The organism is Bacillus sp. CBEL-1 (genome assembly GCF_004348885.1).
Classification (GTDB): Bacteria; Bacillota; Bacilli; order Bacillales; family Bacillaceae_H; genus Priestia; species Priestia aryabhattai_A.
On sequence record NZ_SBIM01000013.1, the window covers coordinates 334,812 to 350,357 of the forward strand.

Annotated in this window: 17 protein-coding genes; 3 read left to right on the top strand and 14 right to left on the bottom strand. The window is 37.6% G+C overall.

The annotated features are described in order from the left end of the window. The first annotated feature begins 219 nt into the window (after positions 1 to 219). Positions 220 to 1,092 (top strand): cation diffusion facilitator family transporter, encoded by an 873-nt coding sequence (locus tag EPL02_RS11800; RefSeq protein ID WP_131887808.1) that lies wholly within the window; start codon positions 220 to 222, stop codon positions 1,090 to 1,092. A 110-nt stretch (positions 1,093 to 1,202) separates the two neighbouring features. Here the strand turns inward: EPL02_RS11800 and EPL02_RS11805 are convergent, their stop codons facing one another. Then, positions 1,203 to 1,748: a cupin domain-containing protein gene (locus EPL02_RS11805; RefSeq protein ID WP_131887809.1), complete on the bottom strand. Its 546-nt coding sequence runs from the start codon at positions 1,746 to 1,748 to the stop codon at positions 1,203 to 1,205. Positions 1,749 to 1,885: 137 nt separating this feature from the next. Here EPL02_RS11805 and EPL02_RS11810 point away from each other — a divergent pair, with 137 nt between their 5' ends. Then, on the top strand, positions 1,886 to 2,506 hold the full coding sequence (locus EPL02_RS11810) for a LysE family translocator (RefSeq protein WP_131887810.1): 621 nt from the start codon (positions 1,886 to 1,888) through the stop codon (positions 2,504 to 2,506). Between the two features lie 38 nt (positions 2,507 to 2,544). Here EPL02_RS11810 and EPL02_RS11815 read toward each other — a convergent pair whose 3' ends face one another. Beyond that, positions 2,545 to 2,871 (bottom strand): AzlD domain-containing protein, encoded by a 327-nt coding sequence (locus EPL02_RS11815; RefSeq protein ID WP_131887811.1) that lies wholly within the window; start codon positions 2,869 to 2,871, stop codon positions 2,545 to 2,547. Next, complete coding sequence (locus EPL02_RS11820; protein ID WP_131887812.1) at positions 2,868 to 3,593, bottom strand: AzlC family ABC transporter permease; 726 nt, start codon at positions 3,591 to 3,593, stop codon at positions 2,868 to 2,870. Before EPL02_RS11820 ends, EPL02_RS11815 begins: the two co-directional genes overlap by 4 nt. A 97-nt stretch (positions 3,594 to 3,690) precedes the next feature. Here EPL02_RS11820 and EPL02_RS11825 point away from each other — a divergent pair, with 97 nt between their 5' ends. Further along, complete coding sequence (locus tag EPL02_RS11825) at positions 3,691 to 4,245, top strand: helix-turn-helix domain-containing protein (RefSeq protein WP_131887813.1); 555 nt, start codon at positions 3,691 to 3,693, stop codon at positions 4,243 to 4,245. A gap of 35 nt (positions 4,246 to 4,280) precedes the next feature. Here EPL02_RS11825 and EPL02_RS11830 read toward each other — a convergent pair whose 3' ends face one another. The 11 genes from EPL02_RS11830 to EPL02_RS11880 form a co-directional block, all read right to left on the bottom strand. Then, positions 4,281 to 5,381 carry a GerAB/ArcD/ProY family transporter gene (locus EPL02_RS11830; protein WP_131887814.1) on the bottom strand — a complete coding sequence of 367 codons (1,101 nt, stop codon included), beginning with the start codon at positions 5,379 to 5,381 and terminating at the stop codon, positions 4,281 to 4,283. Beyond that, positions 5,371 to 6,600 carry a Ger(x)C family spore germination protein gene (locus EPL02_RS11835; RefSeq protein WP_165932560.1) on the bottom strand — a complete coding sequence of 410 codons (1,230 nt, stop codon included), beginning with the start codon at positions 6,598 to 6,600 and terminating at the stop codon, positions 5,371 to 5,373. Before EPL02_RS11835 ends, EPL02_RS11830 begins: the two co-directional genes overlap by 11 nt. 7 nt (positions 6,601 to 6,607) lie before the next feature. Further along, positions 6,608 to 8,080, bottom strand: a complete 1,473-nt coding sequence (locus EPL02_RS11840; RefSeq protein ID WP_165932561.1) for a spore germination protein — start codon at positions 8,078 to 8,080, stop codon at positions 6,608 to 6,610. A 117-nt stretch (positions 8,081 to 8,197) separates the two neighbouring features. Continuing rightward, a complete protein-coding gene (locus tag EPL02_RS11845; protein ID WP_094910294.1) occupies positions 8,198 to 8,542 on the bottom strand; it encodes a cupin domain-containing protein in 345 nt (114 codons plus the stop codon). A gap of 88 nt (positions 8,543 to 8,630) precedes the next feature. Then, the gene (locus tag EPL02_RS11850; protein ID WP_131887817.1) at positions 8,631 to 9,389 is read right to left on the bottom strand and encodes an ABC transporter ATP-binding protein; all 759 of its coding nucleotides are present in this window, start codon (positions 9,387 to 9,389) and stop codon (positions 8,631 to 8,633) included. Position 9,390: 1 nt separating this feature from the next. After that, the gene (locus EPL02_RS11855; RefSeq protein ID WP_094910296.1) at positions 9,391 to 10,185 is read right to left on the bottom strand and encodes an ABC transporter ATP-binding protein; all 795 of its coding nucleotides are present in this window, start codon (positions 10,183 to 10,185) and stop codon (positions 9,391 to 9,393) included. Further along, positions 10,182 to 10,976, bottom strand: a complete 795-nt coding sequence (gene nikC / locus EPL02_RS11860; RefSeq protein ID WP_483295837.1) for a nickel transporter permease — start codon at positions 10,974 to 10,976, stop codon at positions 10,182 to 10,184. Before nikC ends, EPL02_RS11855 begins: the two co-directional genes overlap by 4 nt. A gap of 53 nt (positions 10,977 to 11,029) precedes the next feature. Next, a complete protein-coding gene (nikB, locus tag EPL02_RS11865; protein ID WP_094910298.1) occupies positions 11,030 to 11,974 on the bottom strand; it encodes a nickel ABC transporter permease in 945 nt (314 codons plus the stop codon). Next, complete coding sequence (nikA, locus tag EPL02_RS11870) at positions 11,971 to 13,461, bottom strand: nickel ABC transporter substrate-binding protein (protein ID WP_131888464.1); 1,491 nt, start codon at positions 13,459 to 13,461, stop codon at positions 11,971 to 11,973. Before nikA ends, nikB begins: the two co-directional genes overlap by 4 nt. A gap of 295 nt (positions 13,462 to 13,756) precedes the next feature. Next, positions 13,757 to 14,632, bottom strand: coding sequence for an AraC family transcriptional regulator (locus EPL02_RS11875; protein ID WP_131887819.1), 876 nt, complete (start codon positions 14,630 to 14,632; stop codon positions 13,757 to 13,759). 250 nt (positions 14,633 to 14,882) lie between these two features. Next, positions 14,883 to 15,368 carry a DedA family protein gene (locus EPL02_RS11880; RefSeq protein WP_131887820.1) on the bottom strand — a complete coding sequence of 162 codons (486 nt, stop codon included), beginning with the start codon at positions 15,366 to 15,368 and terminating at the stop codon, positions 14,883 to 14,885. Positions 15,369 to 15,546: the final 178 nt, after the last annotated feature.

Sequence of the window (15,546 nt, forward strand, 5' to 3'; positions counted from 1 at the left end):
CATTTAGCTTACAGTTTTGTAAGTAAAGCGTTTTTAAAGTGCACAAACTACTGTTATAAAAGGAATAAAAACCAGTCGTTTTCCCTAAAATAGATTTGTCTTTATTCAACTTTTTTATCGACTTTGAAAACCAGTGTTTCTTACTGAAAACGTTGCTATAGATTCACTTGGTTGTCCACTGTTACGATGAAAGTCATCTAACGGAAAGGAGTTTTTTCTATGAAGCGCTCATCTTCAAACATTGCTTTTTTATCTGTCGCTAGCAATTCCTTTGTTGTGCTTATGAAAGTAATTGTTGGCATCCTTACGGGGTCAGTAGCTGTGTTGTCCGAAGCTATTCATTCAGCTCTAGATTTATTAGCTTCTTTTATCGCTTTTGTTTCTGTTAAAGTATCTGGTAAGCCAGCAGATGACGACCATCCTTACGGTCATGGGAAAATCGAAAATATCTCAGGAACAATTGAGACGTTGCTTATTTATGTAGCAGGTATTTGGATTATCTATGAATGTGTACATAAACTAATTTCACCTGAACCCATCAAACTTCCGCTTCTAGCGATTGGTGTTATGCTTTTAGGTGCTCTTATTAATTTTGTAGTTTCTAGAATTGTCAATAAGGAAGCAACTCGCATTAACTCCGTTGCAATGAAGTCAAATGCCTTTCATCTTCTTACAGATGTGTATACATCGCTTGGTGTAGGACTTAGCTTAATCTTAGTTGCCTTAACGGGTTGGACGTTTCTAGACCCTATTATTGGGATTGCTTTAGCGCTTTATATTATGATTGAAGCAACGAAGTTAATGAAAGAAGCATTCCCGCCACTGCTTGACGCTCGTTTAAACAAAAACGAAGAAGAGGAGGTTTTAGCGGCCATTCGTACTTTTCAAAGTGAATATATTGAAATTCAGTCTTTTAAAACAAGAAGAGCTGGTGCCCACGAACATATTGATTTTCACCTTATCGTATCGCCTGAAGATAGCATCAAAAGCATTCACCACTTATGTGATCGCATTGAAAATAAAATTCTGGAAAAGTTTCCGAACGCTCACATTATGATTCACCCAGAGCCGGACGGTTTACAAAATCGTTAAAATCATAAAAAAGAGCCCTACAATAAGTTGGACTCTTTTTTTTATAAATTATACTACCTTATCTACTGCCGTTATTTCAGAAATAGTATCACTAGCTATTTGCTTTTTTGTTAAAAAATCGAAGGAGTCACAGAAAATAAGATCTTTGCGTCTTCATTAAAGTCGTTTTCCCATTTATGCTTCATGTAAGGAGGAATTTTAACGCTGTCTCCTTCTTCAAGAACATAACGTTCTCCTTCCAGGTATAGCATGATTTTCCCCTGCAACACGAATGCAACTTCTTCCCCTTTATGATCTAACAATTTTTCTGACGATTTTTGCTGCGGTGGCACGATCATAATAGCGGTAGCTAGCGTTCCTGTAAATCCTGGAGAAAGCAGCTCATATGATAAGTTGTCAATAAACATTTTTTTCCGCTCTTTTGACCTAACAACTAGATCTTTTGTATTTGTATCTTCTAATAAAAAGCTGAATGTAGGCACTCCTAAAACCTTTGCCAGAACCTTCAACGTTTGAATGGATGGATTAGCGGTACCACGTTCAATTTGACTTAACATGGACGGTGTAATAGCTGCTAATTTGGCTAATTCACGACTTGTCATACCTTTTTCTTTTCTACTTTTTTCAATTTTTTTACCTATATTGATATCTTCCACTTTACAAACCTCTCTTATTAAATATAAATTGATTTTATTTAATTAAATTAAATAAAAATTCATTCTTTATGTTAATATTAATTTAATATAGTTTAATTATATTTTACAACTTCTATTTTAACAAAGGAGTGAACATTTTGAATGACTTATTAACGTTTTTATTACTATCTTCTTTTGTTGTCATGAGTCCTGGTGTTGATACTGCGCTTATTACAAAACGCACCGTTAGTGAAGGGCGCACCTCTGGTTATCGAATGGCCATGGGTATTACTGCCGGTTCATTAGTCCATACGTTTGCCGCAGCATTTGGCCTTTCAGCCATTCTCATGCAGTCTGCTTTAGCATTTGAAATTGTAAAATACGTGGGAGCTATTTATTTGATTTACCTCGGCGTTTCTTCATTTATGACAAGAAAAAAACAAGAAACAGAAGAGAATTTAAAAGACCAAATAAAACCTGGTCAGTCTGCATTTAAGCAGGGATTGTTATCAAACGTATTAAACCCAAAAGTAGCGATGTTTTTTCTGACGTTTTTACCTCAATTCGTCACGCCAGGTTCAAGCTCTATTCAGCAATTACTAATGATGGGTGTTATATATACGTTTCTATCTATTTCTTGGTTTTTTGTTTATGTCTTTTTCATTAACTATTTGCGAAGCTGGCTGTTATCGGCCAAGGTGCAGCGCGCAATGGATAGGGCAACTGGCTTAGTACTGATTGGCTTTGGAGTTAAGCTTGCGTTTTCAAAACAAAATTAATTAAAAAACGACTAACCAATTGGCTAGTCGTTTTTTATTTATCCCATAATGAAGCGAACTGCGGCCATTAAGGCTACTCCGCTTAAAACCGTAACGGATAAGCTCTTGCTTCGAATCGCAATGAAAATTGTTGGGATAATTACAATGATAACTTCCCAGTTTATTTGAAGAGCATTTTCTGTTTGTACGGTGAAGTTTTCTACTACCAAAGCGGTTAAGATACAAACGGGAATATATGAAAGCCATTTAAGAACCGGTTCTGGCAACGTCATGTTTCGAACAATTGCAAATGGTACAACCCGTGGAATAAACGTTACAAGTGCACATCCTAAAATAATCAGTAGCGTTGATAAATCCAGACTCATTTTTCAGTCATCACTCCAATCGTTGCAACAATGATAGTTGACACAATAACGGCTACGTGCGAAGGCATAAAAAACGATAGCGTAATCATCGCAATAGTCATGTATGCGATTAGGGTAAGAGAATGTCTAAGTTTTTTTGGAGCAAGACTTTGCAGCTGTAGAACAAGAAGCGCAACGAACATAGCAATTAAAGCAAAATCAAGTCCTAAATCTTCAGGGTCTGCAATCACGTTTCCGAATAACGCTCCCACAACACAAGCACAAATCCACGAAAGGTATGCCGTGATGTTTAAGCCATTCATCCAACGATCCGTTACATGTTCACCCTTTGCGATTTTATTAGCGGCAACTCCAAATGATTCGTCTGTAATAAGAGCTCCAATACCTATATTCTTTATCAATGAATAGCGCGTAAAGTGTGGAGCGAGCGTTGCACATAATAAAAGGTGCCTTAAATTCACAATGAAAATAGTTAAGATAATGGCTGATACTGGACTATTAGCGACAAGCAGCGCACAAATAATAAACTGAGCCGCTCCTGCATAAACAAATATCGCCAATAGTGCTACTTCTAAAACACTAAGCTTTGAAGCTACTCCTACTACTCCACAAGCAATGCCAATACTTATGTATCCTAATAGCGTGGGAATACAATCTTTAATTCCTTGTGAAAAAGTTGGAACTGCGCTTTCACTTTGAACAAATGCTCTTTCTGTAATCACATTACCCCTCCTTCGTTCACTATATTATACAACTAACTGTTATAACAAACAACCGTATGTTATACTGTTTGTATAAAAATGTTAAAGGAGATCTACTATGGACCATATTCAACAAACGATTGCGGCTAACTTAATTAACATTCGAAAAAAAAGAAATTTATCCCTCACGCAAGTTTCTGAGCTAACAGGCGTCAGTAAAGCGATGCTCGCACAAATTGAAAACGGAAAATCCAGCCCAACTGTTACGACGCTCTGGAAGATTGCCAATGGCCTTCAAGTATCTTTTTCATCGTTTATTCAAGACCAAAAGGCCGAGGTGAAAAAAATTCAGCTAAGCGACCTTAAACCTATTAAAGACAATGAAGGCAGCTACGTTGTCTATCCATTCTTTCCTTACCATCCTGAAAAAAAGTTTGAAGTATATATTGTGACGCTTGCTCCTGGCTGTACGCATGGTGCAAAATCTCACCTTGGAGAAGAATACTTGCTGGTAAAAGACGGAGGTCTGTCTGTTATAATAGACGGAGAAGAACACGAGCTAACATCTGGAGATGCACTTCAGTTTCCAGGCTCCTCACCACATAGTTATATAAACCGAACGGAAAAAGAAGCAAGCTTTTTCTTGCTGATGTATTATCAGGAGCCGCAATAATTCTAACAGCGTACGTACTGAACTCGTACGCTGTTTTACTTTTTATGTACTATGTACTTTGCTTTAATTATTGCAGTCACTAATAGGAGAATGGGAATAATAATCTGAAGTGGCAAATGTACATAGTAAGGAACTATTTCTAGGCCTATATACAAATGTTCAATGTGATTTGGTGCAATAGCAAAAGACAAAATTAAAATCAGTAGGGCTATTGGCAAAATGAAATGCTTCATTTTTTTCTTTTTAAAAAGATCTGTAGCTCCTCGAACAGCACAATAGAAAAAAATAATTAGCTTATATAAACCAAGGGTTACCAACGTAATCACAATTAACGATTCTAAACGTGTGATAAAGTTGGCTATGTTAATAAGAGAAATAGCTGACAATAAAGGAAAGGTCGATTCTGCAACCGTTTCTTCATCTAAAATCATGATATTCGTTATGGATGAAAAGGCCAAATAACTAGCACTTACAATAATTCCGTACACTCCTACCTTTTTGAGATTCCTTTGTTTACTAACAAAAGGAAACAGCATTACAAACGTAATCATTTCTCCAAACGGAATTGTCAGTACCTTTGGAAAAACGGTTGTGAAGATCGGCATCCAATCTCTCGGGTAGATGGGCCTTATATTATCTATTTGTTCAATCCCCCCAATAATTTCAAATAAGTGCAAAAGAAAAAAAATAGTAACAAGCATCCCAATACTCATAAGCGCAACTCGTCCAATTGTCTGGATACCTTGATTTACTGCGTAAATGCTAACAGCAACCATAAGTGCAGCAACTACTACTGAAGATGTATTGCGATATGAAGTGATGATTAAAAGGTCTGTAAAGTCGCGAAGAATACGTGCTGCCATGTACATAAAATAAAGTACATAAATCAGCGCAACTATCCAGCCAACATATTTTCCCCAGACTGACTGAATTAACTCAGTAAGAGTAAGGTTTGGATAGTAATGATAAAGCTTAAGATAAGCTAAGTAAAGTACACAGCCTAATAACCCTCCCATTAGAATGGCAATCCATGCATGTCTACCTGCTGCGCTCCCTATCTCCAATAAAAGGGCACTACCCAGCTCAAATAGTACGATAAGGCAAAAGAATTGAAAACTACTTATTTTAGTTATCATGACCACTTCCTCTTTCGTAAAACTTAATAGAATTTTTTCTAGCTCCCTCTGTTTTAATTGAAATATCTACTCGGACATTTGTTTCAGCATTCTTATAAATAGATCGCCAAGAATCTTTAAACTTACTCCATTGTGTAGGATGTTGAATGGCTAATTGTTCTCCGTATCCAAAGCTATCTACACCCAGCTTCTGTGAAAACTTGAACATTTGTTGAATTTCTTCTTCAAGTTTTTTCTCAATTACTTTTTCTAAAGGTTTTAAATCTTCGTTATTAGCTAGTTCGTAAGGCCCGATAATTTCAGAAATTGTAGCATTTCCTTTTACATCCATTGTTAATTGAGCCTTACCATTTTTTATTTTTGCATATCTTTTAGATTTCATATCTAAAAGACGTAACGTGATAAATTCATCTTCGTTAAAAGGAGCTGTTATATACATCACTTCTCCTTCATTGTAAGCAATTACTAGAGCCCTGGTACTTTGTCCACCTTTCCATCCAACCCAGCGATCTTCTTTAAAAAAAGCCGTTCCGTCAATTTCTGGCTTGATTGGATCAGTCCTTTCGATATTCGCGACCTCGCTCATTTTTTTACTTTTCCTTTTTAACGTAACTGTTGAAATCGTGATATCTTCTTCAGCATTTTTGGTATATTGAATAACTTTACTAATGGTTAATCTCGAATTAGTCCCAACAACTTTTTGAATATTTTCCACATTTGTCACTAACGCTTCACTCGTTATTTTATTGAGGGGGGTAAGCACTTTTAAAATTGAAGCAGCTGATGTATTATGACTCAACAAAACCGTGGTAGATAAGCGTAGTTGAAAGTCACGTTCAAATACTTCCAATATGTTCAAAATACCCTCTTTCGCTAACTCTTCACTAATAACTAAAACCTCTAAATGTGGAAAGCTAACATAACGGGAAGTCTTTTTAAAACTATGCCAAATAGCTTCTCCCGGCGTTTTCCCTTCACCTTCAAAATTAATAATGCTAGGTCCTCCACTTGAGCTAGTAGCGGTTGATACATTTGAGGGGTTAACAACTTGAAGTGTTGCTTTGTACGGACTGTTTTCTCCCTTATCTAAAGCAATGCCTAAAACAAAGCTCAGCTCATTAATTTCACGATAGTCAGCGCATCCACTCAATAAGGTGAAAACAAAAGCTACTAGTACACATTTGCTTATTGCTTGACTATAACGCTTCACATCAATCACCCTCTTCTTACTTTTTATCCCTAACGACGTTTCTCTTTCTTTTCATCATCTTCCAAGGTAAACGAATAAAGTTATCTTGCTGAGCAGCTGCATTGAATGGAGAAATAGGTGAAAAGTAAGGTACACCAAAGGAAGAGAGCTTTGCAAGATGAAAAACAATAACAAATAAAGTGAGAATAATACCATATAGCCCTATGAAAGCTCCCATCACCAGCATGACAAATCGTAACATTCGAGCTGAGCCACCGATGTCATATTGAGGAACTGCAAAACTACTTATGGCTGTCAAAGCTACAATGATAGTAGATATAGCGGATACAAACCCAGCTTCTACGACTCCTTGTCCAATAATTAACGCTCCAACGATCGATGCAGCTTGCCCTGATGCCCGAGGAATTCGTATGCCTGCTTCACGTAATATTTCAAACGTAATATCTAACAAAAAGATTTCTACAATTGTCGGAAACGGTACTCCTTCTCGCTGGGCAGCGATACTAATAGCTAAACCTGTTGGTATCATGCCAATATGATGGGTAACAAGAGCCACATATAAACCAGGTGTAACAAGAGATAACACAAAAGCAAAGATTCGAATTAACCTTACCATTGAACTGATATCGGCTTTTTCATAATAGTCTTCAGCCGTTTTAAAAAAATCCATAAATAATGTTGGTAATATGATGGCAAAAGGGGTACCGTTGATTAAAACAACAATTCGCCCTTCAAGAAGGTTTCCTACAATTACATCTGGTCGCTCTGTAGTGCACGTTAAAGGAAATGGGGAATACTCCTCTCCTTCTAAGAAGCTTTCTAAGTATCTTGACTCTAACACACCATCTATTTTAATATCGGCTAGCTTTTTTTTTACACTCTCTAGAATTGATTGATCTGCTACGCCATCAATATACATAACGGCTATATCAGTTTGAGTTGTTGTGCCTAATTTTGATAGCTCAACCTTTAGTTTGGAGGACTGGATGCGTGAACGAATAAGCGCAATATTTGTTTGAAGCATTTCAGTAAACCCATCTTTAGGACCTCGAACAAGCACTTGAGTCGTTGGTTCCGTTACGCTTCTTGATTCAATAGACTTTGTTCCAACCACAATTACTTCCGGACTTTTCGGTACAAATATAACCGTATTTCCTGATACTAAAGCATCGAGAACGCCTGTCCAGGAGTCTATTGTTTGTATTCTCGCCGCAGATAAAGAATAATTTCTTAAGTGTTGCACCAGTTCATGATGTTGTTTTAAATTTTCCACTGAAGAATGTTCAAATAGTTCGTTAATAGGCTTAACAATTGCAGATTGAATAACATGGATGTCACAAATACTTTCAATATAGGCAATAACTAACTCTGACTTTTCATCTATTGTAAAAACACGAGTAATTAAGTCCGAATTCGCACCTAAATCTTCAGCCAATTGCTGTTGAAACTGCTTGCTGTCCACTAGTAATTTATTTTCTGATGTTTTCAAAGTCATCATCCTTTTTAATGTATACAAAGGTTTTTCTATTCTTAGATTCTCCTCATTACCAACTCCTATTCATAAAAAAGCCTTGCTACTTGTTACAAGATAAAACCCACTTCTTTGCTAAAGAAGTGGGTTTATATGTATACTATTTGATTGAATGATAAGCACCGTCATTCCTCCATCACTTCCTGACGTGTGCCATTCGCCTGTTTCCCAAAAGGCTGCTTGTCCTTTTTTGATTGGTTTCCTTACTTCATCATCACCTGTTACCCAGCCTTCCCCTTCAATCACCAGAAACAGCTGTTTACTTGGTGCTTCGTGATGGCCTATAACTCCATCTGGTTCAACGTACATTATCCCTATAGAAGTATTTTCTAATGCAGCTACCTTTAAATAACTTGACAGCTCAGATTCATATTGCGTAACTGGAGCTGCTTGTTGTTGTTCAAATAAAAGTACCTTCAACAAAATGTCTCCTTTTCATCTATTAGTCTTAGTTAACATAATAATATTATCTTTTAAATAAAAGCATTGTATTTAAAAGATACAATGCTTAAAAAATGGAGACAAGCTCTTTTGTATAGGCGTTTCGCTGCAAATGAAACAGCTCTTCAGTCGGAAACATATCGACAACCTCACCATGCTTCATTACCATGATGCGTTGACTCAGCTCTTTTACCGCTGTAAGGTCGTGTGAAATAAATAAGTAGGATAAATCAAGATGATCGCGAAGATCTTCTAATAAATGTAAGATGCTGCGCTGCGAAATGACATCGAGACTTGCAGTGGGTTCGTCAAGTATCACAAGCTCAGGCTCAATACTAATCGCACGAGCAATAGTTACACGCTGCTTTTGCCCTCCGCTTAGTTCGTGAGGATATCTATCAGCAAAGCTAGCCGGTAATCCAACAATGTTGAGCAGTTCAGACACAAACTGTTCTGTTGATGAAAATGAAAAATAACGCAGATTTAACTGCTTTTCATACTGTAAATACGGATCTAGCAGTGAATCCTTTATTTTTAATTTGGGGTTCAATGCCGCTGTTGGGTTTTGGAATACAATTTGAAAACCTTTCCGAATTGGCATTAGCTTGCGGTTGCTTAACCTTTGAATTTCTTGGTTTCTAAATAAAATTTTTCCGCTATTTACTTCTTCTATTCTCATTAAACAGCGTGAAAGCGTACTTTTCCCACATCCGCTCTCGCCTACAAGCCCCAAGCACTCTCCCTTTTTCAATTCGAACGAAACGTTCTTTAAAACCTGCTGACCAGCATATACTTTATTAAGGTTTTGAACAGATAAAAAGCTCACCTTACAACACTCCTTCTTGAACAGCTAGCTCCCTTGCTTTTAATACAGGTGCCGCTGCGATTAGCTGCTTTGTGTATTCATGCTGAGGACTTGTGAGCACCTTGGTTTTATCACCAGATTCCACAATTTTACCTTCCTTCATAATGGCTAAGCGGTCTACATATTTTCTAACATGGCGCCAGTCATGCGTAATAAATAAAATTGTACAGCCCGTTTCTTGCTGTTTTTCTTTTAATAATTGTAAAATTCGATGAGCTGATACGCTATCAAGGGCTGTTGTGATTTCATCGGCAATAACGAGTTCAGGTGATAGTAAAAGAGATAACGCGATTGACGTGCGCTGAAGCTGACCACCGCTTAGCTGGAACGGATAGCGTTTGTAAAACTCCTCATCTAATCCTACTGATTCTAGAGCTTGAATCGCATTGCTTTTCCGAGCTTTTCTATCATTCACGCCATGTACTTTTTGATACTCTTGAAAATGCTGTCCAATGGTTCGAAACGGTGTAAATGAACCTTGATAATCCTGAAAAATATATGCAATTTTCCGACCTCGAATTTTTTTCATATCGTTTCGTCCAAAAGAAAGAGTATTTTCTCCGTTAAAATTGACTTTGCCTTCAGCTTTTAAGTTAGGCGACAGCATTTGACCAATGGTTTGTGATAAAATGCTTTTTCCGCTACCACTCTGTCCTACAAGGGCATACCAATCACCTTTTTCAAGCTGTAGTGATACGTTATCAAGAATTTTTTTTTCCTTACTTCTTACTGACAGCTTTTCAATCGACAAAATCATTTTTGCACTTCCTTTTTTACATCAAATTGATCACGCAGATAATCACCGATAATATTAGTAACAAGCACTACGCCTACAATTGCTAATCCGGGATAAATCATCAGCTCAGGATTAGATTGAAAATATGGGCGCGAGTCATTGAGCATTGCTCCCCACTCTGGTACAGGCGGTTGCGCACCTAATCCAATGTAAGATAAAGACGAAATTAAAAGAACAATCTTCCCTAAGTCCAAGCTTGCCATGACAAGCACATGCCCAATGATGTGTGGGGCTAAGTGTTTTTTCATAATGCGCAAAGGAGATAATCCGTTTGTACGAGCTATTAATACATATTCTTTTCGTGACTCGGCTAACACGGTACTTCGAACAAGTCGCGCGTAGTTCACCCATTTCACCATCACAATTGCAAAAACGAGATTTCCGATTCCAGGGCCCAATAGACCACTTAGTACAATGGCTACTACCGTATCAGGAAACGCTAAAAAGCTGTCTGCAATTCTCATAAACAATCGATCTATCAACCCGCGCTTATAGCCTGAAATAAGGCCAATTGGAATTCCTACGAGCAAAGCTACTCCTAATGCAAGCGCGCTAAACCCAATTGTTTGCTTAGCACCGAGCAACAAGCGAGTTAAGATATCTCGCCCTAAATGATCGGTTCCCAAAGGATGTGCCATGCTCATTCCTTCCAGTCTCTTCTCTAAGTTCGTAAGACTTGGATCATACTTTAAATAGCAAAATGCATAGATAGATGCTGCGATAACAATAAAAAAAATAAAGGCGAGCGGCATGATGACTTTACGCTGTTGTTTCATAAGTGGCAAATATGATAAAGACTCTTTCATCACTTACTCTCCTTTTCTCTATATTTCATTTCAGGATTTAAATAACGGTATGACAGGTCTACGCATGTATTCACGATAAACACAATCATTCCCATAACAAGTATATATCCTTGAATAAGCGGATAGTCACGCTGGCGAATTGCATCAACAATGAGCTTGCCGATTCCAGGGTATGCAAACAACACCTCTATAACTACAACCCCACCTATTAAACTGCCCAGGCTAACACCAAACACCGTAATGACCGGAGGGATACTGTGGCGAAAAGCGTGCATAAAAAAGATTCGTGCTTCTGATAACCCACGAGCTCGTGCTGCGCGAATAAATTCTTCGCTGTAAGAGTCCAATAAACTTGAACGAAGCAAGCGAACATAAACGCTTGAAATTGCTAAGCCTAACGTAATGGAAGGTAAAACGAGCGACAATAACCCGTCTCTTCCCATCGTAGGAAACCAGCTTAGACGAACGCCAAATAAATCAATAAAAATAAGCCCTAACCAGAAGCTTGGAATTGCTGCTCCAACAATTGAAAGCGTTCGGCTTACTTTATCTATCCAGCTGTCTCGGTAAAGTGCTGATAGCGAACCTAACGGAATCGCAACGGCAAGCATGACAAGAATGGCGCCACTTGCTAGCTCTAAGGTAGCCGGCAGAGCAGCCATAATTGTACTCATCACGTCTTGTCCCGTTACGAACGACTGCCCGAAATCCAGCTGAACAAATTTCGCTAACCATAACCCATACTGCACAAGAACGGGCTCATTAAAACCCATCTCTTCACGAAGTGCTTCTACTTGCTCTTGACTGACTGAGAGCTCATCAACGTTCAAAATGGTTAGCACGGGATCTCCCGGTGCTAACCGAATAAAGATAAAACTTACAAATGTTATAAACAATATAAAAAATAGAACTTCCGAAAACTTTCGGAAAAGAATCTTAATCATTCTTTCACATCCAACTTATTGGTAATCATGTAGTATTCACTTTTAGCCGTAAACCAGTTTTTCACTTTATCCTTGTTGTAAGCAACGATTGTCGATGGATGTAACACAAACGAGTTAATGACGTTATCATCTACATAGTCCGCTGCTTTTTCTGCTAACTCAGCGCGTTTCTCTTGATTGACTGTACGATTTAATTCGTCAATAATAGCCGTCAACTCTGGCTCAGCTGCTTGGCTAAAGTTTAGTGCTCCTTTTGGATGATACGTTGCGTTTAAATAGTAACCAGCATCTCCGCGCGGTGCCGTTAAGTTACTATACGTTGCGATATCCCAATCGCGATGTGACGCCATATACTCTTCCGGTGTTTCAATTTGTTTTATCTTAATATCAATTCCGATTTGCTTTGCATCTGATTGAAGCACTTGTGCAATTAGCGGTAGGTCTGCTCTAGCTGGATAGGTTAATAACGTCAAGCTCAGCTGCTTTCCGTCTTTTTGCATCTTTCCGTTCTTTAACGTATAACCAGCTTGTTTCAAATATTGAACAGCTACATCTGACCCCGTTTGGCGCTTATCATACGTTGGGGCAAAAGGTAATGAAGGTAAAAATGGGCCTCTTGCTGCTTCAGCATGACCTAATAGAATTTTATCTACAATCTTTTGGCGATCAATTAATGCATCCAGCGCTTTTCGTACATTGATATCTTTCATTTCTTCTCTTTGCATATTCATGGTTAGCTGATGCACGCGGAACGTTGCCGTTGATTCAACTTTCATTTTTGAATCTTCTTTAAGTGAATCTAAACTTTCTACCTCTGGACGATAGACAATGTCTGTTTGTCCAGATTTTAATGCTAAGGTACGCGCATTGGCATCTTCATTAAACGCAAATGTTACGGAGTCAAGCTTTGAAGCACCGTCCCAATAATCGTCAAAACGCTCAAGCTCTAGTTTGCTTCCTGGTGTAAACGAAGCAAGCTTAAACGGACCTGTGCCAACTGGTTTATTTACAACATCTTCTTCAGATACATCGATAATGGAAACGTTTGGATTAACAAGCTCCGAAATAAACTCTGGAAACGGCTCTGTCGTTTTAATCGTAAGCGTAAAGCCATCAGCTTTAATTGTATCAATTTTCAGTGCATTCTGGATAGCAACATTTTCTTTTAACGCTCGTTCTAACGATTTTTTCACAGCTTCAGCATCCATCTGTTTGCCATTTTGAAACTTTACATCTTCACGCAGCTTAATTGTCCAGTTTTGACCATCTTCTCCACCCCAGCTCTCAGCTAGCCAAGGCTCAATGCTTAAATTCTCTTCATCAAGTCGAATAAGTGTTTCTGTAATACCCGCTCGTAGCGGTACGTAGCTAGAATCAACATGTGGATCTAGTGAATTTGTAGAGAAGTTATACAAGAAGTTAATGTGCTTGCCTTCGTTTTTAGAGGTTGTTGAATCTCCGCCTCCCATACAAGCGCTTAAGAGCATAGCGCAAACGATTAAAATCCCTACTTTAGGAACGTTATGCTTGATGTATGTAAGTACGCCTATGTTTTTACTTTTATCTACTAGTCTTTTAATCACGTTTCACTGCTCCTTTTTAGTAAATTCGTAATAATTCCGTTTTAAATTTTATCGTAATAGTTACGATTTATCAATGATTTTTTCGTAACTATTCTTTTTTGCTTGTATTATCCATTTTATAGATTACATGACAAAATAAAAAAGGAGACCACATTTGCGATCTCCTTTTTCTTTATCAAAAGCATTGGTTATAAAGTTATCACTGCCGTTTTAATACGGGTATCCATATTTCACTTTTAAAAGTTGGTGAGGTTACATCTTTATGTTCATTCCATAAAATTTCTGGTCCGTCTACCTGCTCATAACTTGAGGATGGAAACCATTCAGAGTAGATTCGCCCCCAGACATCTTGTAAAGTATCAGGAAACGGCCCAATTGCTTCAAATACAGCCCATGTTAAAGCGGGTACTTCCAGTTGCATTAAATTATCGGGACAACCCTTAGTTGTTGCTACACCGATATAGTGGTCAAGCTCACCTTTTTCCTCCATTCGTCCTTCTGAAAAATTCACAGATGCACTAAGCATCCCCAGTGGTTTAACATTAGAAAGTTTTTTTAATTGATTTATCGTTTCATGGGTTAAGCTTTCCCACATAGCTGCAATCTTTGGGTTAACTCCATGAAAAACGATAGGTACTCTTTCTTTAATCCCGACTATACGAAATGCTTCTTTTTCTTCAATGCGATAGTTCATTTCGTTTCCTCCTTTTATAGATAGCTGAAAGGTCATTTTCGGATAAGCTTTGAGTGAATAACCATTCTTTTTAGCTTCTGAAGGAGTTAGACCATGTAGATTCTGAAAAGCTCTAGTAAAGGAATCTGGTGAGTTATATCTGTATTTAATCGCAATATCAATAACCTTCATATTATTATTTTTAAGTTCGAATGCTGCCAGAGTAAGACGCCTTCTTCGAATATATTCTGATAAAGTAATGCCTGCAAGAAAAGAAAACATCCTTTTAAAATGATACTCAGAACACAGAGCTAACTTTGCCACTTCTTTAAAATTGATATCATTGGTTAAGTTCTCTTCAATATAGTCTAAAGCTTCATTCATATTCTTAAGCAAATCCATTCTTATGACCTCCCTTGTTATCAGAATAGCAGGGTTGAAACAGACTTATCCGACATTTCATGCACACTTATGTAGGTTTTTCTTTATGATCTTATGTAAAGAATATACAGGCCTTGTTAACATACCCCTTCAAATAACTAAAAACAAACCCCCTTTGATGCCCAAGGGAGTTTTTGCAATCTTCTTTTATCATTTATGTAGCCTTTTAGACAAGGGTAAATGTGGTATAAATGTGCTTTTTGCATTATACCTACTGAATAACCCCTACCATCTTTCCAAACGTAATAAATACAAAACACCACAAAAAGGCACCTATGGCCGCAAAAGCAATATACGTTTTAAGCTTCATTTTACCAATGCCAGAAAAATAGCACATCAAGTGCCTAACCCCTGGGATAAAATAGCCTAAAATGATTGAATAGGGCCCATACTTTTTCATCCACTTTTCAACTTGGATCATTCGCTTTTCTTTCAAACCGACCCACTTGCCGTACTTATCAATAAATGGCCTCCCAGCTTTTCTTCCAATGGTATAGCTGATCATCATCCCTAGAAGTGAACCAAAAAAACTGATGATAATAGCAGCTCCGTAGTTAATAAGATCTGTATTGGTGAAATAGCCTACCGCCGTCATCATAACTTCATCAGGAATAGGTAGCCCAACAATCCCCAAAGTTAGCATGAGAAAAATGGCCAGATAGCCATATGTCATAATAAAGTCTTGCATCACTTGCATATTTATTATCTCCTATTTGTTCCGTCTTTATCTTGTAGTATGTATGAAACTTCCACATTTTTATTATATAGTCAAAAAAATCTATCTACTTTATTGTAGATTAAAAGTGAATAGTTTGAAACATTAAATTTTAGTACATACTAAAAAACCGCTATGCGTATCAATCTCTATAACGCAT

Excerpts from the sequence above, each read along its gene's own strand:
- EPL02_RS11800 (WP_131887808.1), top strand. The coding sequence starts at position 220 with ATGAAGCGCTCATCTTCAAACATTGCTTTTTTATCTGTCGCTAGCAAT.
- EPL02_RS11815 (WP_131887811.1), bottom strand. The coding sequence starts at position 2,871 with ATGAGTCTGGATTTATCAACGCTACTGATTATTTTAGGATGTGCACTT.
- EPL02_RS11825 (WP_131887813.1), top strand. The coding sequence starts at position 3,691 with ATGGACCATATTCAACAAACGATTGCGGCTAACTTAATTAACATTCGA.
- EPL02_RS11830 (WP_131887814.1), bottom strand. The coding sequence starts at position 5,381 with ATGATAACTAAAATAAGTAGTTTTCAATTCTTTTGCCTTATCGTACTA.
- EPL02_RS11855 (WP_094910296.1), bottom strand. The coding sequence starts at position 10,185 with ATGATTTTGTCGATTGAAAAGCTGTCAGTAAGAAGTAAGGAAAAAAAA.
- nikC (WP_483295837.1), bottom strand. The coding sequence starts at position 10,976 with ATGCCGCTCGCCTTTATTTTTTTTATTGTTATCGCAGCATCTATCTAT.
- nikB (WP_094910298.1), bottom strand. The coding sequence starts at position 11,974 with ATGATTAAGATTCTTTTCCGAAAGTTTTCGGAAGTTCTATTTTTTATA.
- nikA (WP_131888464.1), bottom strand. The coding sequence starts at position 13,461 with ATGCTCTTAAGCGCTTGTATGGGAGGCGGAGATTCAACAACCTCTAAA.
- EPL02_RS11875 (WP_131887819.1), bottom strand. The coding sequence starts at position 14,632 with ATGGATTTGCTTAAGAATATGAATGAAGCTTTAGACTATATTGAAGAG.
- EPL02_RS11880 (WP_131887820.1), bottom strand. The coding sequence starts at position 15,368 with ATGCAAGTGATGCAAGACTTTATTATGACATATGGCTATCTGGCCATT.